The 22,375-nt window shown below is 44.4% G+C and carries 19 protein-coding genes; 11 read left to right on the top strand and 8 right to left on the bottom strand.

Features of this window, described 5'->3' with window-relative positions; genetic code table 11:
• The 4 genes from O9295_RS19335 to O9295_RS19320 all read right to left on the bottom strand — a co-directional run.
• On the bottom strand, positions 1 to 955 hold a 955-nt coding region (locus O9295_RS19335; protein ID WP_288034643.1), incomplete at its 3' end, for an NB-ARC domain-containing protein.
• A 135-nt stretch (positions 956 to 1,090) separates the two neighbouring features.
• Complete coding sequence (locus O9295_RS19330) at positions 1,091 to 1,483, bottom strand: hypothetical protein (RefSeq protein ID WP_288034631.1); 393 nt, start codon at positions 1,481 to 1,483, stop codon at positions 1,091 to 1,093.
• A 106-nt stretch (positions 1,484 to 1,589) separates the two neighbouring features.
• Positions 1,590 to 3,395, bottom strand: coding sequence for an aspartate kinase (locus O9295_RS19325; RefSeq protein ID WP_002797176.1), 1,806 nt, complete (start codon positions 3,393 to 3,395; stop codon positions 1,590 to 1,592).
• A gap of 459 nt (positions 3,396 to 3,854) precedes the next feature.
• Positions 3,855 to 5,372, bottom strand: a complete 1,518-nt coding sequence (locus tag O9295_RS19320) for an NAD(P)H-hydrate dehydratase (protein ID WP_288034629.1) — start codon at positions 5,370 to 5,372, stop codon at positions 3,855 to 3,857.
• On the opposite strand from O9295_RS19320, the gene O9295_RS19315 reads away from it, so the two are divergent.
• The 3 genes from O9295_RS19315 to gifA all read left to right on the top strand — a co-directional run bounded on the left by O9295_RS19315 (position 5,371) and on the right by gifA (position 7,173).
• Positions 5,371 to 5,514, top strand: a complete 144-nt coding sequence (locus O9295_RS19315) for a transposase (RefSeq protein ID WP_353851563.1) — start codon at positions 5,371 to 5,373, stop codon at positions 5,512 to 5,514. The two genes, O9295_RS19320 and O9295_RS19315, sit on opposite strands and share 2 nt — an antisense overlap.
• A gap of 375 nt (positions 5,515 to 5,889) precedes the next feature.
• The gene (locus tag O9295_RS19310) at positions 5,890 to 6,477 is read left to right on the top strand and encodes a hypothetical protein (protein ID WP_002797180.1); all 588 of its coding nucleotides are present in this window, start codon (positions 5,890 to 5,892) and stop codon (positions 6,475 to 6,477) included.
• 495 nt (positions 6,478 to 6,972) lie between these two features.
• Positions 6,973 to 7,173 carry a glutamine synthetase inactivation factor IF7A gene (gene gifA, locus O9295_RS19305; protein WP_002758764.1) on the top strand — a complete coding sequence of 67 codons (201 nt, stop codon included), beginning with the start codon at positions 6,973 to 6,975 and terminating at the stop codon, positions 7,171 to 7,173.
• Between the two features lie 125 nt (positions 7,174 to 7,298).
• Here the strand turns inward: gifA and O9295_RS19300 are convergent, their stop codons facing one another.
• Positions 7,299 to 8,075 (bottom strand): Uma2 family endonuclease, encoded by a 777-nt coding sequence (locus O9295_RS19300; protein ID WP_288034627.1) that lies wholly within the window; start codon positions 8,073 to 8,075, stop codon positions 7,299 to 7,301.
• Between the two features lie 28 nt (positions 8,076 to 8,103).
• Positions 8,104 to 9,108, bottom strand: a complete 1,005-nt coding sequence (gene ahr / locus O9295_RS19295; protein ID WP_149985481.1) for an NADPH-dependent aldehyde reductase Ahr — start codon at positions 9,106 to 9,108, stop codon at positions 8,104 to 8,106.
• 399 nt (positions 9,109 to 9,507) lie between these two features.
• Between ahr and dnaK the strand changes: the two genes are divergently transcribed.
• The 4 genes from dnaK (at position 9,508) to rsgA (ending at position 14,403) form a co-directional block, all read left to right on the top strand.
• Positions 9,508 to 11,556 (top strand): molecular chaperone DnaK, encoded by a 2,049-nt coding sequence (gene dnaK / locus O9295_RS19290; protein WP_288034640.1) that lies wholly within the window; start codon positions 9,508 to 9,510, stop codon positions 11,554 to 11,556.
• 238 nt (positions 11,557 to 11,794) lie between these two features.
• Positions 11,795 to 12,919 (top strand): molecular chaperone DnaJ, encoded by a 1,125-nt coding sequence (dnaJ, locus tag O9295_RS19285; protein WP_147073594.1) that lies wholly within the window; start codon positions 11,795 to 11,797, stop codon positions 12,917 to 12,919.
• A gap of 185 nt (positions 12,920 to 13,104) precedes the next feature.
• A complete protein-coding gene (locus O9295_RS19280) occupies positions 13,105 to 13,326 on the top strand; it encodes a sulfurtransferase TusA family protein (RefSeq protein ID WP_002738399.1) in 222 nt (73 codons plus the stop codon).
• Entirely contained in the window at positions 13,327 to 14,403 is a 1,077-nt protein-coding gene (gene rsgA / locus O9295_RS19275; protein ID WP_288034623.1) for a small ribosomal subunit biogenesis GTPase RsgA, read from the top strand.
• A gap of 243 nt (positions 14,404 to 14,646) precedes the next feature.
• On the opposite strand, the gene O9295_RS19270 is transcribed toward rsgA, so the two are convergent.
• Positions 14,647 to 15,039 carry an ARC6/PARC6 family protein gene (locus O9295_RS19270; protein ID WP_288034637.1) on the bottom strand — a complete coding sequence of 131 codons (393 nt, stop codon included), beginning with the start codon at positions 15,037 to 15,039 and terminating at the stop codon, positions 14,647 to 14,649.
• Positions 15,040 to 15,570: 531 nt separating this feature from the next.
• Positions 15,571 to 16,770, bottom strand: a complete 1,200-nt coding sequence (locus O9295_RS19265) for an acetate and sugar kinases/Hsc70/actin family protein (protein WP_288034634.1) — start codon at positions 16,768 to 16,770, stop codon at positions 15,571 to 15,573.
• Between the two features lie 55 nt (positions 16,771 to 16,825).
• On the opposite strand from O9295_RS19265, the gene O9295_RS19260 reads away from it, so the two are divergent.
• From O9295_RS19260 to O9295_RS19245, 4 genes are all read left to right on the top strand, one after another.
• A complete protein-coding gene (locus tag O9295_RS19260; protein ID WP_288034621.1) occupies positions 16,826 to 17,533 on the top strand; it encodes a Crp/Fnr family transcriptional regulator in 708 nt (235 codons plus the stop codon).
• Between the two features lie 138 nt (positions 17,534 to 17,671).
• The gene (cutA, locus tag O9295_RS19255; protein WP_061431015.1) at positions 17,672 to 18,010 is read left to right on the top strand and encodes a divalent-cation tolerance protein CutA; all 339 of its coding nucleotides are present in this window, start codon (positions 17,672 to 17,674) and stop codon (positions 18,008 to 18,010) included.
• Between the two features lie 174 nt (positions 18,011 to 18,184).
• Positions 18,185 to 20,890, top strand: coding sequence for a phycobilisome rod-core linker polypeptide (locus tag O9295_RS19250; protein ID WP_288034618.1), 2,706 nt, complete (start codon positions 18,185 to 18,187; stop codon positions 20,888 to 20,890).
• A gap of 102 nt (positions 20,891 to 20,992) precedes the next feature.
• On the top strand, positions 20,993 to 22,231 hold the full coding sequence (locus O9295_RS19245) for an ATP-binding protein (protein ID WP_288034616.1): 1,239 nt from the start codon (positions 20,993 to 20,995) through the stop codon (positions 22,229 to 22,231).
• Positions 22,232 to 22,375 lie beyond the last annotated feature (144 nt).

Below are 22,375 nucleotides of genomic sequence, written 5' to 3'. Positions count from 1 at the left end.
CACAATAACGGCGTTTTGCTGGTTCTGCGTGGGGTGATGCTTCTAACTTATCCCGAAAATAGCGACGCAACAGGGGATGAATTTCATACCAACCATCACGATTATCCTGAACTAAACTCAGGTGAACTAAACTATCGGTTAACCATTCCTCCACTGTCTCCCCATCCTCATCGGGAAATAAATCCAGAATCATCCCCTTGGGAAAGGGCGCAAGAGCGAATAAACTGAGGTAAAGTGCCAAAATTTGCGCTTCTGGTTCGCTATGCAACTCCTCCCAACTGAGATTAAAGGCAGCTTTTAACCCTCTTTCCGCAGTCATTTCCCCATGAAACTTGGGATTTTTGGCTAAAATTGGCTCATCTAAGCCTTTTTCGGCTAATTTATGCCGTATTTTGCTAATTTTCCAATCCTGTCGTCGTACCAGCAACCTTGCCACCAATTCTAACCCTAAGGGTAAATAACCTAAATCCTGACATAATAATTTAGCTGCCTCGATTTGTGTGTCAATTCTGTTATCTACAAGGTAGGAACGCAATAAATCAAGTGCATCTTTTTCTTTTAATACTTCTACCCGAAAAGTCTCAATTGTCGCTGATAAATATTCCTTGCGAGTGGTAATTAAAACCTGAAAGCGTTTGTCTTCTTGCGGTGGTAAATAATCCTTAATTTGCTGATAATCCCGCACATCATCAAAGATAATTAGGACATTTCCCGCTAACCAGTTTTGCCAACAATAACGAATTTTTACGTCTAATTCTCCCTCATCCGGTAAAGTTAATTTGAGATGTACCCGCGCAAAATCTAAAATAGAAGTACCGATAAAACCGCCGTCACTTTCTGCCACATTTAACCAACATATCCCCCCGGGATAGGCTTTTTCTCGCCATTCTTGCCAGCCAAACTGTCTGGCTAGTTCGGTTTTACCTATGCCTCCCATTCCCGTTAAGGTAGATATAGCAAGCTTTTGGGATTGTTGTAATTGCTTTTTTAAGTCAATTAATTCCTGATCCCTACCAACAAATTTAGGGATATTACTATTAGATAAATTGTGAGGATGTTGTTTAACCTGTTCCTTAACAGGCGGCTGCAGTCAGGTTTTATTGATGTTTATAGTTTCTGCTTGATAAAATTCACTAACCTGACCCTGATTCTGTAAATTTTGACCTCCCGAATTAGCCTGGTTCATACTACTATTATCCTGAATTTTCAAGGATTGAATTTCTGTTGCTAAACCCTTGACTTTTTCGGCGAAATCTGCTTCATCATTCATGGCAACCTTTAAATAATCTGCTACTTTTTCTAGATCAGTTTTTGACCCTTTTTCAGCAGCTTGTAAAGCTTTTTCAGCCTTAGGATTAGCTTTAAGTTTATTCCAGATGATTTGCCGCAAAGTATTAATTTTTTCTAGAGCAGCTTCGGTAAATTTTTCTACAGTAGTCTGAAATACCAAAGCAACAATTGTCGCCACTGTTATCGGTTCCATAGATAAAATCGGGGTGATGAGGGTTAACTTATTTATCTGGTTTTTGGGGGTTAAGTTGCCAACAATTAAACAACTCTTACCCCCATCATAGAACTTGTAATTTCATTTAGGCGGGTACTTCAATTTTACCCTGTCCGGCCAATCCAAAAGCGGCATGAACCACTTGTAGGGCCCTGACTCCATCTTCCTGATTCACCACACAACTGATTTTTATATCAGAAGTAGCAATCATCAAAATATTAATTTTCTCCTTTGCTAAAGCTTCAAAAAAGCGTGCTGCTACCCCCGGTTGTCCTTCCATTCCCGAACCAACAATGCTCACTTTCGCCACATCATTATTAACCACCACTTCCTGTAAACCCAAACTTTCCGATAGTTCTAAGAGGATTTTTTGGGCTAAATTAGCATCAGCTTGGGGTAAAGTAAAAGCGATATCCCGTCGGGGAATACCATCGACAATGCGACAGCGTTGGGATTGAATAATCATATCGACACTGACATTTTTTGCCGCTAAAACCGAGAAAATTCTCGCCGCCATCCCCGGGCGATCGGGGACGTTACGAATGGCCATTTGGGCCTGATTATTATCTAGGGCCACTCCCCGTACTGGGACTAAATTTTTAGGGATTTCGCAATGAGCAACTTTAGCAGAATACTCCACTTGAAAAGCATCACAAAGGACTTTAATTGCTTTTTCTCCGTCCGCTTCATCGATGACACAACTGACTTTTACTTCAGAAGTGGAGATCATTTCGATATTAATTGCCGCTGCGGCCAAAGTGCTAAATATTTGGGCAGCAATTCCCGGCCGGCCGATCATACCGGCGCCGGTAATGGCGATTTTAGCGGCCCCGGATTCGATGATCACTTCCGCTTCCTCTGTATTAGTGGGATGGGAACGTAAAACCGGCGCGATCGCTTCGGCCACGGATTGGGCTTTTTTCAAGGCATTTCCCATCACCGTAAAGGCGATATCGTTGCTGTCCCCCTCGTGAATCGATTGAATAATTAAATCCACGTCCACCTGTTGATGAGCGATTTCCCCGAATAAACGGGCAGCGATACCGGGACGATCCGGAACCCGTAAAAGGGAGATTTTCGCCTGATTACCCTCAAATTCCACCGCATCCACTGCTTTTGTCAATTCCAATCCTTGCAGGGTGCGCGGTTTCGGTGCCGGGGATGTCACCCAAGTACCCGGATCCTCTGTCCAACTGGAGCGGACAACCAAGGGAACCCCGAAATTTTTAGCGATTTCCACCGCTCGCGGGTGGAGAACTTTCGCCCCTAAACTGGCTAATTCCAGCATCTCATCGCAGGTGATTTGGTCTAAAAGACGCGCTTCGGGGACTAAACGGGGGTCAGTGGTGAGAATACCGGGTACATCGGTGTAAATTTCGCAAAAATCGGCTTTTAAGGCGGCTGCTAGGGCCACGGCCGAGGTATCGGACCCACCGCGCCCCAAGGTGGTAATCTCTAATTGATCGCTATCGCTGACACCTTGAAAACCGGCGACAACAACTACTTTACCCTCCGATAGATGACGGGAAAGGCGATCGGTTTTAATTTCTAAGATGCGGGCGCGACTATGTTCGGATTCCGTGACAATTCCCACTTGAGCGCCGGTTAGGGAGATGGCCGGTTGTCCGATTTCCTCTAGGGCCATACTCATCAAGGCGATTGTTACCTGTTCCCCCGTGGATAATAACATATCCATTTCCCGGCGCGAGGGTTCGGCGGCGATTTGTTTGGCTAAATTGACCAATCCATCGGTGGTTTTACCCATGGCAGAAACGACCACCACCACGGTGTTTCCTGCTATTACCGTATTTTTGACCCGTTGAGCGACCGATTGAATGCGTTCCACGGAACCTACCGATGTACCACCGTATTTTTGGACAATTACAGCCATAGTTGTCAGCGCTAGAGACTTTCTATCTTTGTTCAATCTCCAACTTATCAAAATTCCTTAACGATAAGTGGTTTTGGTTAACATTCCTTATGTTTTATCAAATGCCGACTATCCTTAAGACTGCACCGGAGAAGGGAGAGCCGGAGCTAGGTTAAGGCAGTCCGAGCATTTGTACTAAAATGTCAATAGGCAGTTTAAATACAGTACATTTATGCTATTAATAATATTTTGGCTCTCTTAGGTTTGGTGGGTATTATGAAAGATATTTTAATGTTAGATACAGTAACAATTATCAATTCTGATACTCCCTTAATCTTAGGACTGATTCATGGTAGGGTTAATTCATGAATTAACCCTACCCTTGATAAGGGGGTAAATCTGACAATTTTTAACACCTACCTACTTAATCCTTTATCGATTTTACTCGGTTTTTGGGTTGCGTGTGTTTCCCCTCGGAGTTTAATTTAAATCTTTAAGGGCAGCCAATAAATAATTAGCTAAAGTTACTCCATCTACTCCTAATTCCGTCCTTTCTTTGGCCGCTAAAATGCCGGCTTGAGCGTGTAAATAAGCCGCTAATGCAGTTGTTTCTGGGGGATTATCCTGCATTTGGGTTAAGAATCCGCCGATTAGTCCCGTTAAAACATCACCACTACCACCTCGCGCTAAAGCGGAGGTACTTTCGGGGATTAAATACATTTTACCTTCCGGGGAGGCGATTATAGTTCTGGCTCCTTTTAATAAGACAATTGCACCACTTTGTCGAGATGCTTCTTGAGTGACATTAATCCTGTCTTGAGAACCTGATAAGTTAGGAAATAAGCGTTTAAATTCTCCCCAATGAGGCGTTAAAATTGTCTTATTCTGACGAGATGATAATTTTTCTATACCGAATTGAGCCAAAATATTTAAAGCATCGGCATCGAGTATAATCGGTTTATCACTATCTAAAACCTGTTCGATAATAGCAGGATTTTCTGTGGTTAATCCAGGACCACAGGCGAGGACATGATAATTATTTAATTCTAGGGGAAGTTCGGCAATAGCTCCCGTGGCAGTTTCGGGACAATCGATAATTAATGCTTCTGGTAAATGACTAATTAATAAAGATTTAAGGGCAGCAGGAACAGCAATAGAAAGCATTCCCACACCACTACCTCGCGCTCCTAATCCGGCAAGAATTGCCCCCCCTGCATAACGACGAGAACCACAGATAATTAATAAATGTCCCTGCTGATATTTATGGGTAAGGAGAGGACGGGGTAAGGGTAAATAAGGGCGAATTAGATCGGGATTAACCCTCAGAATTGGCGGGGAATCTTGTAAAATTGTTTCTAGGTCAAGGGGACTAATTCCTATGTCAATTAACTCCACTTTGCCTAGATAGGGTAAGGCCAAATCTTGTAAAAAAGCGCGCTTCCAGAGTCCCAAACAAAAGGTATGAGTGGCTTTAATTGCCGTGCCTAAAACCTCTCCGGTGTCGGTGTGAATTCCCGAAGCAATATCGATACTAATTACCGGTTTTTGCCAACTATTAATTTTATCGACTAATTCGGCAATATCTGCCGATAAAGTCCTTTCTAAACCAAAACCGAAAAGACCATCGATAATTAACTGACAATCCTCTAAAGATTCTAAAGTTTTCTGAAAAATTAAGCCTAAATGCTTGACATAATTAGCCTGTTGTGCTGTTAAATCCTTGAGTTTGGCGATCGGACAAAAAAGAGATACTTGATAACCGGCGAGATGTAATTCTCTAGCAATCACGAGAGCATCGCCGCCATTGTGACCAGGGCCAACAATAACGCCAATTTTGAGGAAATTAGCCAAAGAATAGGACTTTTTAAGCTGTTGTGCCGTTAACAGGGCTGCCTTTTCCATCAAAGCGGCCACAGGCATACCAGAGGCAAAAATCGCCCCTTCAATGCGACGCATCTGCTCACTATTAACCACGTTTGACCGATAATTGTAGCTCATTCGGGGGATAAATTGCCTGTTAACAGGTCTAGATAACTTTTTTTCGGATTACGTTCACCTGATTATCGATTACAAGCCTGACATCGCTTTATCCAAGTTAATTGCTAACCTTAAAACAGTTAGTAAGCTGTCAAGCATTTAAATTGCTTGTTGAGACGGGGCAAGAGGCAAGAGGCAATAGTAAAGGGATTGGGGGAAATTCAGCTAATCTAAGGATAGGCGGTTAAGATGCGTCTTAGCTTAGTCGCTTAATTAGGGTTTGCGGCAAAAAGTTTTTCGTCGGGGCCGGGTGTGGGGTGTTGGGTGTAGGGTTTTACCCATTTTCAGACGGTCAATTACCTAATTTTCAGGGAAAAAGTCCCAGAATTTTCGCCCCGATCACTCTCAGCTGGCACTTTTTGAGGACAAAAAAGTCTAAAAGTCTTATCCAACAAGGTTTTTAGATTTATTCAGCCAACCCTAATTACTAAATTATTCTATCATAAAAAGAAATCCTCTCTCAGGTAAGAGCGGTAGTATGGCTTACTCGACACAGCAGTTAATTGAAATCCTCGAGCGAGAAATGCACGCCACTTGCAAGGGGGAACGTCTGTTACTCTCCCCGGCGGAGCGCATTGATAATCCAGTGATTGCCAAGGCGATCAATCTAGAAAAGGTGGGCAAAGTCTTCGCCTATCAGGATTTTCGCCGCCAAGTTCACGATTATCAACAACAATATCAGGTTTCGGGCATTATCTGGCGTGTTTGTCAATGGGGCGATCGCACTCTCCGTTATCCCGAAATTCATAATCAATTAGTTGCCGTGGCGGGTGACAAGGAAATTCTCATGGCTGCCAAAGCCTCGGTTTTAGAGTTTTGGAACAGTATCACCCCTAATATGAATTTTTGGTGGGCGCTTAACTCCCGTCGTCCCATTTCTGCCGATTCTCTAGCCGAATTAGTCGCCCAGTCCGAATGGGCGGAATTAGATGTGGCGCGCACAGAATTATATCTCGGTCTCTGTTGGGGTAATCCTTTAGAACACCAGTATCAATGGGCGCAACCCTTTTCCGGTTGTCATCGTATTATCGCCGCCGTCGATGAACCTAGTTCGATTAAGGTATAAAGGCGATTGATGTCTTGGGGTTGGCAAGTGGGGTATAGGGTGTGGGAAGTGGGGTGTTGGGGTGTGGGGTGTAGGGTGTGGGGTGTAGGGTGTGGGGTGTAGGGTGTGGGAAGAACAAATATAGTCATTTCAATTAAGATTGAGAATATCAATGCCAGAGTTCATAAGGGTTTAACTGGTCTAGAGTGTATCAGACTTATCTGAAATGACTATAAAAATAATCTCCTGACGACCGACGACCGACGACCGACGACCGACGACCGACGACCGACGACCGACGACCGACGACCGACTCCTGATTCCTAACTCCTGACTCCTGATTCCTGATTCCTAACCCCACCAACAAACTTTTTCAGCAAACCCTATTGTAAAGTTTTGTTAATTTTTCTGGGATTAGGGCATTTTGTAAAAATAGATACAGAATTGTATGTTATATATATTTAGTAGGTGATTAAAAAAGTTCGAAACACTATTTGCAGCTCGGAGGAAATGATTATGTCTACAGAACAACAAGCTCGCGCCTTAATGATGCGTCACCACCACGCCGTCAAAAATCGTCAACAATCGATGTTAGGGAGAAGTGCTTCTGAAATCGGTATTGACAATGACAATGGCTACGGGGAAACCGTTCAACGTCGCTTCTCGGCCGACTTTTCTTCACAAACTTACGATCGCTCTGGTGTTACTCTCAGTTAGGGTCTTAGATTTCGCCAAAGTGTAAGCTTTCAATCTTAGAATTAAGTGAACAATCAGCCCACACAAACCGATCTCGGAATGTGTGGGTTTTCGGTTTTTAGAGATAGGGGTCATTCCTGGCCCGATTACGGGGTTTCATCGGGATTTATGCCTAATTGCCGTAATTGCGCCGCTAAACGTTCCGCCCGTTGACGTTCGATTTCGGCCTGTTGATAGGCTGCCTGGGCGCGTTGACGTTCGCTTTCAGCGTTCTGACGTTCGATTTCGGCTAATTCCGCGGGTAGAAGGATTAAATTGCCGTCTAGGTCATAAAAACGTAGCCAAGGGGCTTCTTCTCGCTGGATGCTGCCCATCCAGACTCCTAACCACAATCCCAAACGTTGACACCATAACCAACCGCGGTGGTCGGGAATAATTTCTTGATAGCATTGATTTGGGTCTAAAGCCCAACCTTGCAGGGAAGTGGCATCAAAGGGATTATAAACGAAGTATTGGGAGCAGCGAAAAGTCCGCTCATAGAGGTCTTTTTTGATAGTTAAATCGATTTTTGCGGTGCTTTCTGACATTAATTCCACGATCACATCGGGATAACGTCCGTTTTCGTTCCAAACCACCCATCCTTGTCGTTTATAACTACCATCGATATCGAGGACAACGAAAAAATCGGGGCCACGAAAATCTTGATTAAAAACCCGCTCACGGCTAAAGTAAATAAACATATTACCGCCAACGAAAAAGTCTTCTCGATCCTGATAGGCTTGTTCGATAGAATCGATTAAGACATTCATGGCCTTGCGGTGACGGTGTGTTTCCAAAGGTTCTCCATCGTCAAAAATCAGGTCTTCTGGGGGAATGGGGGGTTCTTCCCAATCGATAACTGGAGGAGTGAGGGGTTGAGTCATCGGGGTTACGTCCAGGATAGAGATGGTTTTATTTTATTTGCAAGACGAGGCGATATTTAGGTTGTCCAGTTCTCAATTTTTCCATGGCTTCATTCACCTGCGAGATAGGATAGGTTTCTGTAACGGGTTCAATGCCATGGCGAGAGGCAAATTCGATCATTTTATTGATGGTACTGGGACTACCCAAAGGACTGCCAGAAATCGATTTTTGACCCATAATCAAGGGAAAAGCATAGGTATTCATGGGTTCAAGAACAGCCCCAACAATATGCAGACGACCTTTGGGACGTAAACAGGCGATATAAAGACCCCAATCGAGATTAACGTTAACGGTAGAGATGATGAAATCAAAGTAATTTTGTACCGATTGCAAAGCTTCGGGGTCTCTGGAATTGATAAAATGAGTCGCGCCTAATTCTTTTGCTTCTGTTTCTTTGTCGGGACTACTGGAAAAAGCGGTTACTTCGCAGCCCCAAGCTTTGAGGAATTTTAAGGCTATATGGCCCAATCCACCAATACCAATGACACCAACTCGCGCCGTGGGTTTAATATCAAATTGGACAATGGGATTAAAGACGGTTATACCACCACAAAAAAGCGGGCCAGCTTTGGCAGCATCTAACTGGTTCCCCAGGGGAATTAACCAACTATGATGAGCGCGGACTCTGTCGGCAAAACCGCCATGGCGACCGACGATAGTTCCTTCGGCAGTAGCACAAAGGTTTTGATCCCCTGACATACAAGTTTCACAGGTCGAACAGGAACGGGAAAACCAACCAAGACCGACTCTTTGCCCTATCTTTAATTCTTTGACTTTAGCACCGAGAGCGGCGATCGTGCCGACCACTTCATGACCGGGGACAAAGGGATAGGTGGTCAGTCCCCAATCGTTATCGAGCATACTTAGGTCACTGTGGCAGATGCCGCAATATTCCACCTCGATTTCCACATCTTCATCCCCTAATATACCCGGATCGTAGTCAAAAGGCTCTAGTTTTCCCCCTTTTTCTCGGGCAGCATAGGCTCTAATCATGATTAAGTCCTCTAGGATCGGTTTATTGGTTATCTTATCCCAAATTTATCGAAAATTCGGGTTAAGAAGATTGGGCAATAATTCGACTGCTAGGGACATCAACATCAAGGAAGTCCGCTCGTGATCATTAAAAAAATCTTAAAAACGGCAATTTTAAGAATAGCCAGAGGCGATCGCTAACTGGCAGCATCAGCAAAATTACTGGTTTTGGGTTACTCTTGTATATAGACTGGTCGCCGGCCGCTTGCGGACTTTACCGACAAGTTTTGTTAGGATCGGATAAAAATTGTCCTGTTTCATCCCTGGCAAGATTAGACGAGGTAAAAAGCCCGTTGCTAATTTTGGGATAATTTTTGTAAATGATTGTATCCTATTAACTACCATTATTATCAGAGCGTCATGGGAAAAGTCATCGGCATCGACTTAGGGACAACCAACAGTTGTGTTGCGGTACTCGAGGGAGGTCAGCCGATTATAGTTCCCAACTCGGAAGGGGGAAGGACAACTCCTAGTATCGTGGGATTCGGCAAGGGCCAGCGCCTAGTGGGACAACTGGCCAAACGTCAAGCGGTCACTAATGCCGAAAATACCGTCTATAGCATCAAACGCTTTATCGGTAGGCGTTGGCAAGACACCGAGGTAGAAAGGGGACGAGTTGCCTATCATTGCCAACGCGGTCGCGATGATACCGTCAATATCAAAATTCGCGATCGGGAATTTACCCCCCAAGAAATCTCGGCCATGATCCTGCAAAAATTAAAGGCCGATGCTGAGGCCTATCTGGGAGAACCGATTAACGAGGCCGTGATTACAGTTCCCGCCTATTTTACCGATGCCCAACGTCAGGCCACTAAAGACGCGGGGATAATCGCAGGACTAGAAGTATTAAGAATTATTAACGAACCCACCGCCGCCGCCCTGGCCTACGGTTTAGATAAACAAAACGAAGATCAACATATCCTCGTTTTTGACCTAGGGGGAGGAACCTTCGACGTTTCCATCCTGCAACTGGGAAAGGGAGTCTTTGAAGTGAAAGCCACCGCCGGCAATAACCATCTTGGGGGGGACGATTTTGATAACCTCTTAGTGCGGTGGCTGGTGGAGAACTTTCAAAGTCAAGAAAACATCGATCTGTCTAGCGATCGCATGGCGATCCAAAGACTGCGAGAAGCCGCCGAAAAAGCCAAAATCGAGCTTTCTAGCCTGATGACCACCTCGATCAATCTCCCCTTTATCGCCGCCGACGAAACCGGTCCTAAACACCTAGAATTAGAACTAACTCGCGCTAAATTCGAGGAATTAACCAGAGAATTAGTGGAAAAAACCCTCGAACCCGTACAACAGTCCCTCAAAGATAGCGAACTGCAGCCTAGCGACATCAATCGTGTCATTCTCGTCGGCGGTTCCACCAGAATCCCCGCCGTACAGCAATTAATCTCCCGTTTCTTTTCTGCAGGCCAGATTGATCGCTCTGTTAACCCCGATGAGGCCGTTGCTTTGGGGGCGGCGATTCAAGCTGGAGTTTTAGCTGGAGAAGTGGCAGATGTCCTCCTCCTCGATGTCACCCCCCTTTCCCTCGGCATTGAAACCCTCGGCGAAGTCTTTACCAAAATTATCGATCGCAATACCACTATCCCCACCAGTAGATCTCAGGTTTTTTCCACCGCTGCCGATGGTCAAACTTCGGTGGAAATTCATGTTCTGCAAGGGGAAAGGGCCATGTCCCGGGATAATAAAACCCTCGGTAAATTTCTCCTGACGGGAATTCCTCCCGCCCCTAGGGGTATGCCACAAATCGAAGTGGCCTTTGAGATCGATGTTAACGGCATCTTGAAAGTGGCCGCCAGCGACCAAGGCACCGGCAAAGAACAAAGCATTTTAATTAGCCATACTGGAGGGCTGAAACCGAACGAAATTGAAAAAATGCGCCTAGAAGCCGAAAAATACGCCGAATTTGATCGCAGTCGTCTGCAAATGATCGATATTCGCCACCAATCCGATAGTCTTTTCTATAGCTACGAAGTCACCCTCAGGGAAAACAGTGAGTTAGTCGCCCCCGATATCCGGCAACTGGCCGACCAGAAGCGACAACAGTTGGAAATCGCCCTGCGCGACCCCTCCCTATCGCCAGAAAAGCTAAAAACCACCCTGGAAGAATTTCGTCAGATTGTCCTCGAAATCGGTACCCGCATCTACACGGGTAAACAAGAGGAAACCCAACCCCTCAACAGTACTGATTTTGAATCGATCGATGTCACCGAAAAACTGACCCGACCCACCCGCATCCGGACCACTCCCCCCAATATCTTCGCCCAGAGGCCAACCCTCTCCCACACTAGAACCAGAACCTATAGTAATCTGGAAACTAAATCCGGCGAATCGGGCAGTGACGATCACCCCTACGATGGCGAAGAAATGAGTGCCAGTGACTACGAGGCCGTAGATTAAAAAGGGAAAAGCTATCGGTCGTCAGGAGACAGGAGACAGGAGACTCCGAGACAGGAGACAGGAGATTATTTTTATTTATTCTCCCCACTACCCCACTACCCCACTACCCCACTACCCAACCCCTAACCCCCAGCAAAAATAGTAGGGATAACCCAACTAAACTATTATGTATAGTTTGTTAAAGTAACAACTAGACTTAAACTTTATTTATAAATTGCCAGCAGAACCATAGTCCCCTATGCCCACTGATTACTACGAAATTCTAGGTGTCTCGCGAGATGCCGGCAAAGAAGACATCAAACGCGCCTATCGTCGTCTCGCCCGAAAATACCATCCCGATGTTAACAAAGAACCAGGAGCCGAGGAACACTTCAAAGAAATTAACCGCGCCTACGAAATTCTCTCGGAACCAGAAACCCGCAATCGTTATGACCGCTTTGGTGAAGCTGGGGTTTCTGGGGGCGCTGCCGGTTTTGATCCCGACAATATGGGCGGTTTCGCCGATATCTTTGAGACAATCTTTAGTGGTTTCGGGGGCATGGGCGGCCAAGCAACCGCCCGCCGACGCACAGGCCCTACCCGGGGCGAGGATCTACGTCTCGATTTTAGACTAAAATTCCGCGAGGCTGTCTTTGGCGGCGAAAAGGAAATCCGCATCCGTCATCTGGAAACCTGTCAAACCTGTAAAGGCAGTGGGGCCAGACCTGGGACCAGTTCCCGCACTTGTACTACTTGCAGTGGTACTGGTCAGGTGCGTCGCGCCACCCGTACTCCCTTCGGTACTTTTGCTCAAGTTTCGGTCTGTCCCACCTGTGACGGTGCTGGAGAGGTGATCGAGGAAAAATGCGATGTTTGCGGCGGTTCCGGACGCAGACAGGAAACCAAAAAACTGAAAATTACCATTCCTGCGGGGGTTGACAACGGCATGAAATTGCGCGTTGCCCGGGAAGGTGATGCGGGACTTAAAGGCGGGCCGCCGGGGGATTTATTCGTTTATCTAACCGTGGAAACAGATGCAGAATTTCAACGGGAAGGCAATGATATTAAATCGAATATCTCGATTAGTTATATCCAAGCGATTTTAGGATGTACCATCAAAGTTAATACTGTAGATGGCCAAGAAGACCTGACTATCCCTGCCGGTACTCAACCGAACACCGTACTGATTTTAGAAAATAAAGGGGTTCCCAAATTAGGTAATCCCGTCAGTCGCGGTGATCATCGCATTACCGTTAAAATCTCGATTCCTACCCGTGTCGCCGGAGAAGAACGGGAATTACTGGAAAAAATAGCGAAAGTTCGCGGGGAAACCGTGGGGAAAGGCGGAATCGAGGGATTTTTAGGTAATATCTTCCATAAATAGGGCAGGCTGAATAAATCTAAAAATCTTGTCGGATAACGGAGGCAGGGGGCGGTCGGCGGTCGGCAGTATTCAGGAGTCAGGAGATGGGAGATTATTTTATTTATTCTCCCCACACCCCACACCCCACACCCCACACCCCACACCCTGCCCCCAGGAGAAACTTTTTCAGGAAACCCTAAATAACTATGACTTTAGACCTGCGCGGCACTCCCTGCCCAATTAATTTTGTCCGAACAAAATTGCAATTAGAGAAAATGACCGCCGGGGAACGGTTGGAAGTCTGGTTAGATGCCGGGGAACCGATCGAACAGGTTCCCACTAGCCTGACAGTGGAGGGTTATCAGATAGAATCGATCGAAGACCGAGATAGCTTTTTTGTTCTCAAAGTCTATCGCCCCGATTCCTAAATGGTAGATGCACAATTAACCGATTTATACGGCACAGTGGTGGCCGTACAGGCGAATTTCTACCAGGTACGCTTGGATTATCCCGTTATGGGCGAGAATCTTCTCTGTACCCGTCGCGCTCGCTTGCAAAAAATTGGTCAATCGGTGATGGTTGGTGATCGGGTGCGTGTGGAGGAAGCCAATTTTGATGATCGGCAGGGTGCGATCGCAGAAGTCCTCCCCCGCAGTACCGAGATCGATCGGCCGGCCGTTGCTAATATCGAGCAGATTTTGCTAGTTTTTGCCCTTGCTGAACCCGTCCTCGATCCTTGGCTGATCAGTCGTTTTTTGGTGAAAGCCGAGTCCACAGGCTTAGAAATTGCCGTCTGTGTCAATAAAATTGATCTGGGGGAACCCGAACAAATAGATTTCTGGGGCGAGCGCCTAGCTGCTTGGGGATACCGGCCTTTTTTTGTCAGTGTGGAGAAAAATAGGGGATTTGAGGCTTTATTGGCACAATTAAACCATAAAATCACTCTCTTGGCCGGTCCATCGGGGGTGGGAAAATCGAGTTTAATTAATTGTCTAATTCCTGAGATTAATCAACGGGTGGGGGATGTGTCGGGAAAACTGCAAAAAGGTCGTCACACTACCCGTCATGTGGAGTTATTTGCTTTACCAAATCGGGGTTTATTGGCCGATAGTCCGGGGTTTAACCAACCGGATATTAACTGTTCACCGGAACAATTAACTTTTTATTTTCCGGAAGTGAAACAGCGTTTAGCTTTGGGAAATTGTCAATTTAATGATTGTACTCACCGTCGGGAACCTAACTGTGTGGTGAGGGGAGATTGGGAACGTTACCAACATTATTTAGAGTTTTTAGAAGAAGCGATCGCACGAGAACAGTCATTACAGAAAACTAGCACAAAAGAGTCAAGTTTAAAGTTAAAAATTAAAGAAGCAGGTCAAGAAACCTACGAACCCAAATTAGCCAATAAAAAATATCGTCGTCCTTCCCGTCGCGGCAAAAATCAAGATCAGGAACGCTACGAAAATAAAACTCTCCAAGATATTTATAATGACGATTCTGAATAGAATCGGTTCGGTTGTCTTTATCTTCAGGGTCACTTTATAATACTAAATCCGTTGAGTATAAGCTACTTATGAGGACAGGCAAAAGGCACTCATGCAAAAGGAGCAATAGATAATCAGTTTTTAATAACCAGATTTAGTATAAATACTGTCTAAAGATGAAAATCGAACAGCAATAATTGTATGTATGGGTTTTTATCTGAACTATTTTGCCCTTTTATCTCGCCTTTTTGGAATTAATTAAACTTATCTACGAACTAAATTTTTAAGAGTTCTAGAGTTGGCTATTTTCCATGTTCCCTCGTCATTTTCAAGATTATAGCGAACCAATAAGGTACTTAAACCACTATTCTTTCGATCAATTTTACCCTGACTGTTATAGAGGGTTCTTTCTTCAGTAACCACCACATCCACTGTAGCTTGATCGCCAGAGGTTGTAAAATTATTAACTGAATCTATTCTCTGAACTCCATAGATATAATAAGCACCATTATTAGCTAACCATTCGGAAGAACTTTCTTGACCATCAGAGCTTTTTATTTTGTCATTATAAGCTTTACCTGTAAGTAATTCTTCTCCTAAATAGGTTTGATAGGAGGGAACGAAAATATCTCTTTTTGCCTTTAACCAGCGCTCGATTAAATCTACCGAGTTAACTATCTGTTGAGGAACAGGTGAATAGACAGATTCAGGACTGGGTAAGGCATCGATGACACCTTGGGTAATTTTAACTTGATTAAAGTATTTAATTAGGTGCTTTTGTCACTCTTGAGCGCGATTTAAGTTACTAAAAGTTGCTACCTGAATATTACCATCATTAACAAAAGCATCCCGACAAAAGTTATTTTTAACTCTCTCTAAACTCACAAATGTTGAATCCTGTAATAAAAATTAACATTTAGCAATAATGTCGGGGGCGTGTTTGCGGCAATAACCTTGAATAAAAAAACAAAATTAGCAATCTGCGCCCCACGCACCAGTTAAGTAAGTAATCTCAATTAATTGTGAGATAGTGGGACAGGGTTCTGGTTCTTTGTATTTTATCTTTAATTGTAACCGGCTACTTAGTTGATGATAGGTGGTGAGTTACGACGGATTCTTACCTTCAAGTCAAAGCAGCAATTTTGGCCGTCTAACGCACCCTAAGTTTTACTACTGAGGTTGATTTTTTTAAGCATTATTGACCTTCTCACCTCTAAGAGCCGAAAATAAACAGAGACGACCCAAACCCAAGATTGCTGGTGAGAAGGTTTCCTGACTGGGGGCCTCTAGATTGCAACCGGCAAATTCTTGCTGTATTTCTGTTAGAAAATAAGGCCAAATGGTTAAGAAAAAATTACCGCTAAAAATTATTCGATCGATATCTTCAAGACTTTTTTGCTGTTTTTCTAACAAATCATTAACTTTTTGTCTTAAATTATCTATATATGGTATAATCACCTTCTTATTTAAATCGGTGCGACTGACCGTCCAAGTATGACCGGCTAGAGAGGAGGTAAATTCGCTTTCTTCTTGAAGGATTAATTTGGTTAATCTAGCGGCTGCCAGTAAAGATTTTTTTAAGGGATTAGTATCGGTGAGATCGGAGCGGGAAAGAGGCAAAAAAGAACGCCAGAGAGGATAAATTAAGTGAGAGAGTATGGCCTGTTCATAGGTGTTTTCCCCGTAGTTAAAATGGCTCAGAGCGATCGCTTGACGGGATAAAGAGCGAGTTTGCGGTGGGACTTCCACTATTGCTAAAGTGGTGGTCTCCCGCTTCCCTTCGATAACCAGTAGGGTTTGGGGTTGGGGTTGGTCGCTAGTGGGAATATGGGCCAGAGCAGTAGCGAGCGCTGTTTCTAGACTAGATAGGCGATCGGGGGGTATTAGTTGCGCTGTGAGAAGGGCTTTTTTCAGGTCATCCGTGGGGGTTTCCCCGTCATCGGTGATAATAATAGCTTCTAATCGATCTAGGGCTTCCCAGAGCCAAGAATCGGTGCTAAAATCCCGATTAGATAGCCAACTAATTAGATATTCTTCCACCTGAGAGCAGGGTAAGAGATCGCTTGTTCCCGTTGCCAGACTCCAAGAAAGAGGATAAAAATCGATCAGTCCCTGGCTTTCCCGAAAAAAGACAACTTTTACCCCCTCTGGTTGCACCTCCATTCCCAGGGACCAACGGGCAACTTCAGGGGTTGGAGCGGGCAACAATAAGGGAGAAAGCAGCGCTCTGGCCGATTCTAATTGTTGACGAGTGGCGATAATTGTCTCGGAAGTAACTTCTTGCGGGTTAACTAGAGAGGAAATCACCTTGGCAAGAATCCGATCGATCTCGGTCAGTAGGGGGGAAAAATCCTGTTTATCGGTCACTGGATAATTAAAAATACCCACAACTTTCCATTGTAGAATCACCTGCCTAAAACCAACAAAATTTAAATATTAAACCATGGAAGAAAAACGCTATCCTGCGGAAAAATCAGCAGAGATTCAAAAATTATTAGATACAGCCACTTTATTTGTCGGTTTGCCCCCTAAAACCCTCGATCAAGTTACTTCTCATGTTGTCACCCGCACTCATCCTGCTAATCGGGCGATTTTATTAGAAAATGATTGGGGTGGTTCAGTTTACTTTATTCTGGATGGTTGGGTGAAAATTCGTACTTACGATAGGTCGGGTAAAGAAGTCACCTTAAATATCGTCGGTAAAGGGGAAATAGTCGGAGAAATGGCCGCTTTAGACAAATCTACCCGCTCCAGCGATGCTATCACCTTAACCACGGCCACAATTAGCAGTATTCCCGCCCAAGATTTTGTTAATCTGCTCAAATCGGAACCTTTAGCGGGAATTCGTCTTTCTCAGTTAATGGCCAAGCGTTTGCGTCAACTTAACCGGCGTTTACGTTTACGGGAGGCCGATAGTCTCTCCAGAGTCGCCGATACTTTACTCTTTTTAGCCGAAGGTCAAGGAGAAAACAGCTGCCAGGGTACGGTAATTCCCAATTTACCTCACCGGGAATTGAGTGGTATTAGTGGCCTGGCCCGGGAAACCGTGACCCGCTCCTTGACCAAATTGGAGAAAAAAGGCCTGATTCAACGACAGCAGCAATCTCTCTGTATTCCCGATCTGGCCGCTTTAGAAAAAATGATCGCCTAAATTCAGTTATCAGTTATCAGTTATCGGTTATCATACTAAATCCGGTTATTAAAGACTGATTATTTATCCCCCCTGTTGCCTGTTGCCTTTTGCATGAGTGCCTATCTTCACTAGGAAATTTATTTTGCACGATTACTTATGACTGAAAGATTAACCGGTTTTGGATTGGTGCTGGTGACAACAACCAGCGAAACGGAAGCGGAAAACTTAGCGATCGCCTTACTTAACGAGCGCTTGGCAGCTTGTGTCAGTATTTACCCGATTCGTTCCATTTATCGTTGGCAGGGACAGATTGAAAACGAGAGCGAATGGCAATTAGCGATTAAAAGCGATTTAAAGCAGTTTGAGCAGTTATCGGCGAAGATACAGGAACTTCATACCTATGCAGTCCCAGAAATCATCGCTTTACCGATTGTGGCGGGTTCTCAGACCTATTTAGACTGGTTAGCCTCCCATACAGGTGGGGTGTCGGAATAGACCGATCGGTAAGTTTAGCGAAAAAAATCTATATAATTCTTAATAAACTATCTCAGGAAGCGCAAAAAGTTTTAATCTAGATGCTGATTAAATTTTTAAACATCTGGTTTTAAGACCGATCGCCTCCACGATTGGAGAACTCAGCACATCGTCAAGGGAGATAGTTAAAATCCAATGAGTCTTAAGGCAAGCGGTGGCAGCTCCTTAGCGCGTCCCCAACTCTATCAAACCGTCCCAGTATCTGCCATTACCCAAGCAGAACAACAAGACCGCTTTCTCGATAAACCCGAACTCAATGAACTGATCGCCTACTTCCAATCGGGGAGCAAGCGCTTAGATATTGCCCAAACGCTCACCCGGAACTCCGATCTGATCGTCTCACGGGCAGCTAACCGGATTTTTACCGGCGGTTCCCCCATGGCTTACCTAGAAAAACCCCCCGTGGAAGAAATGGCTATGGTGGGTGCGGGTAAAGTTATCAACGTCCAGGAAGGGATGAAATTAGGAACCGTTACCTACGCGGAAAGCGGGTCCGGTGGCGGCAGTGGCCTTCTCGGTGGCTTAAAAGGGATTTTCGCCTCTAGCGGCCCGATTCCCCCCGGATTCCGACCGATCAACGTCTCTCGTTACGGTCCGAGCAATATGCAGAAGTCCCTCCGGGATTTATCCTGGTTCCTGCGTTATATTACATACGCGATCGTGGCCGGCGATACCAGTATCCTGATCGTTAATACCCGCGGTTTAAGGGAAGTTCTCGAAAATGCCTGTTCCATTGATGCCACCATCGTGGCCCTGCAAGAAATGCGGGCCGCTTCGATCGAGTATTTCCAGAGAGACAAGGATGCGGCCACTTTAATCAGTGACTATTTCAATATCCTACTGGGGGAATTAAAAGCCCCCACCCCCTCTAATAAACTGCGTCAGCGTCCCAGTAGTGACCAACAGGGTTTAAGTCTTCCCCAAAGCTACTACAACGCCGCCGAAAAACGGCAAAAGTTTGTCATGAAAACCGGTTTATCGGAGTCAGAAAAATCTTCGATTATCAAGGCCGCCTACAGACAAATTTTTGAACGGGACATCACTCGCGCCTACAGTCAGTCCATTTCTGACCTAGAATCGAAGGTGAAAAACGGCGACATCTCGATGAAAGAATTCGTCCGTCGTCTCGGTAAATCGCCTCTCTACCGTAAACAGTTCTTTGAACCTTTTATCAATAGTCGCGCCCTAGAATTGGCTTTCCGTCATTTCCTCGGTCGCGGTCCTTCCTCCCGGGAAGAAGTGCAGAAATACTTCTCGATCGTCTCTAGCGGCGGTTTAGCGGCGTTAATCGATGCTTTAGTCGATTCTCAGGAGTATTCCGACTATTTCGGCGAAGAAACCGTTCCCTATCTCCGGGGTTTGGGTGCAGAAGCGCAGGAATGTCGTAACTGGGGGATGCAGATCGACCTGTTTAACTACAGCGCACCTTTCCGCAAAGTTCCCCAATTTATCACCACCTTTGCTAAATACGATCGCCCCTTACCGGATCAGCACGTTTACGGTTCCGGAAATGATCCCCTAGAAATCCAATTTGGGGCAATTTTCCCGAAAGAAACCCGCGAACCTAGTTCTAGTCCCGCTCCCTTCGGTAAAGATACCAAACGTATCCTCATCCACCGCGGACCTGCCACTAATAACCAAAATAGTAACCCCGGCGCCCGAGGTGAATTCCCCGGTACTTTGGGACCGAAAGTTTTCCGTCTCAATAACGAGTTACCCGGTTCTAGCAATGGGGTAAGCGTTAAATTTGGCGAAAGTTCCACCCAAAGAGTGATTTTAGCGGCTTATCGTCAGGTTTTCGGTCGAATGCCCTACGAAGGTCAGCGTTTATCCGTGGCCGAGATTAAGTTAGAAAATGGCGATATTACTCTGCGCGAGTTTATCAAAACCCTAGCTAAATCCGAGGCTTTCCGGAAAATCTACTGGACTCCTCTCTATGTGGTGAAAGCGATCGAATATATTCACCGTCGTCTGCTCGGTCGTCCCACCTACGGTCGTCAGGAAATGAATCAATACTTCGATCTTTGCTCGAAAAAAGGCTTCTATGCTTTAATCGATGCCCTTATCGACAGTCCTGAATATACGGAAGCTTTTGGTGAAGATACGGTTCCCTACGAGCGCTATCTAACTCCCCAAGGGATGCAGTTACGGATGGTGCGTTTGGGCAATCTCCGCGAAGATATCGGCCAAAGAGTTGATAAAGAGGAAACCCCGCGCTTTATTGAATTGGGTACACCGTCGAGTTCGATTCGCACTGAACCCGATATTCAATCTCGTGTCGGTCAAGGTGTCACGGTTCAACGGGAACAAACTAAGGTCTTTAAACTGTTAACTAATCTGGATAAAGTTGCCGTACAAAATACTGTTCGCGCCGCCTATCGTCAGATTTTTGAACGGGATCTCGAACCCTATATCATCAATGCCGAATTTACCGCTTTAGAGAGTAAATTAAGCAATGCTGAGATCACGGTGAAAGAGTTTATTGAGGGTTTAGGTTGTTCGGATCTTTACCTGAAAGAATTCTATGCTCCCTATCCGAATACGAAAGTAATTGAATTGGGAACCAAGCACTTCTTAGGTCGCGCTCCCTTGAATCAAAAAGAAATCCAGAAATATAACCAAATTCTGGCAACTAAGGGATTAAAAGCCTTTATTGGTGCCATGGTTAATAGCATGGAATACCTACAATTATTTGGTGAAGATACGGTTCCCTATCGTCGTTTCCCGACTCTACCAGCCGCTAATTTCCCCAATACGGAACGCTTATACAATAAGCTGACTAAACAGGATAGTGAACTGGTGGTTCCCAGTTTTAAACCGGTAGTTAAAGTCGGTGGCTAATTAGTCCTTGAAGTTAGTTAATTTAGCTCGTGTTTAACACGAGCTTTTTTTTCAGGACAAATTACTGGCCAAAATTTATCATCGTCAATCAAGGGGATAACAATGAGCCAAATTAAAGTTAAAAACTTCGGTCCAATTAAGGCGGGTTTAGTAGAAAATGATGGTTTTATCGACGTTCGGAAAGTAACGATTTTTATCGGTAATCAAGGCACTGGAAAAAGTAGCATTGCTAAATTAATATCAACATTAAGCTGGTTGGAAAAAGCTCTATATCGTGGGAATTTAGAGGAAAAATATGTGACTAAATATAATCGTTTTGTTAAATCTTTTTGTCAATACCAAAATTTAACCAATTACTTTTTACCCGAAACCCAAATTGAATACAATGGAGATGTTTATCGAATTAGTTTTGAAAATGCTAAATTATCGATCGAAAGTACTGATAATTCAAAGTATCGAGTACCAAAAATTATGTATGTACCAGCAGAGCGAAACTTTTTGAGTGCAGTAAGATGGCCAGAAAAACTCAAAGGACTGCCAGAATCGTTATATACTTTCTGGGAAGAATTGGATCGCTCACAACAGGAATTATCTGGCAGTTTGACTTTGCCAGTAGGTGAGGTTAAATTGGAATTTGATAAACTCAATAGACTGGCCAAGATTGTGGGTAGTGATTATAAACTAAATCTATCAGAAGCTTCCAGTGGTTTTCAGTCTTTTGTTCCTTTATTTCTCGTTTCTCGAAATATTGCTTTATCGATTAATCGAACTCAAGAAACTTCCGGCAATGAACTCAGTGGAGAGGAGCAAAAAAGATTAAAAATGGAAATCGAGAAAATTATCTCTAATGATAATCTTTCCGATGACCTAAAAAAGGCAGCACTAGAAGTGTTATCTTCTAAATACCGCAATGAGTGTTTTGTAAATATTGTGGAAGAAATCGAGCAGAATCTATTTCCCCAATCTCAGAAAAAGATTTTATATAAATTATTTGAATTTGCCAATTTAACCCAGGGAAATAAACTAATTTTAACTACTCATAGTCCTTATATTATCAACGATCTAACCCTAGCTATCAAAGCAGATAAAGTTATCAAAAAAATCCTATCATCAGCGATTTCTAACGCCGATTATCTCCAAGAAAAGCTCAACCAAATTGTCCCGAAAGCCTCTTGTATAGCGGCAGAAGATGCTATTGTATATGAATTAACAGAGCAAGGAGAAATCCGAGAACTTGCTACATATAACGGTTTACCTTCTGATGAAAATTATCTCAATCTTTCCCTGGGAGAGACAAATCAGCTTTTTGATGATTTACTAGAAATCGAAGAACAGTTATGAAGATCGGCTCTTCTAGGTTCTGTGTGAGCATGGTATAATAGTAACACAGAACAGGAGGTGGGTTATGTGGATAAATTTTGATCAACTCCTCGATTTACCAAATGTAACAGTGGTCAATTATCAAAAAATTGCTCAGACAATTTT

It is taken from the genome of Microcystis sp. LE18-22.4A, assembly GCF_027531105.1.
Classification (GTDB): Bacteria; Cyanobacteriota; Cyanobacteriia; order Cyanobacteriales; family Microcystaceae; genus Microcystis; species Microcystis aeruginosa.
Note: the sequence above shows the minus strand (reverse complement) of the source record. Positions and strands in the feature narration are given on the sequence as shown.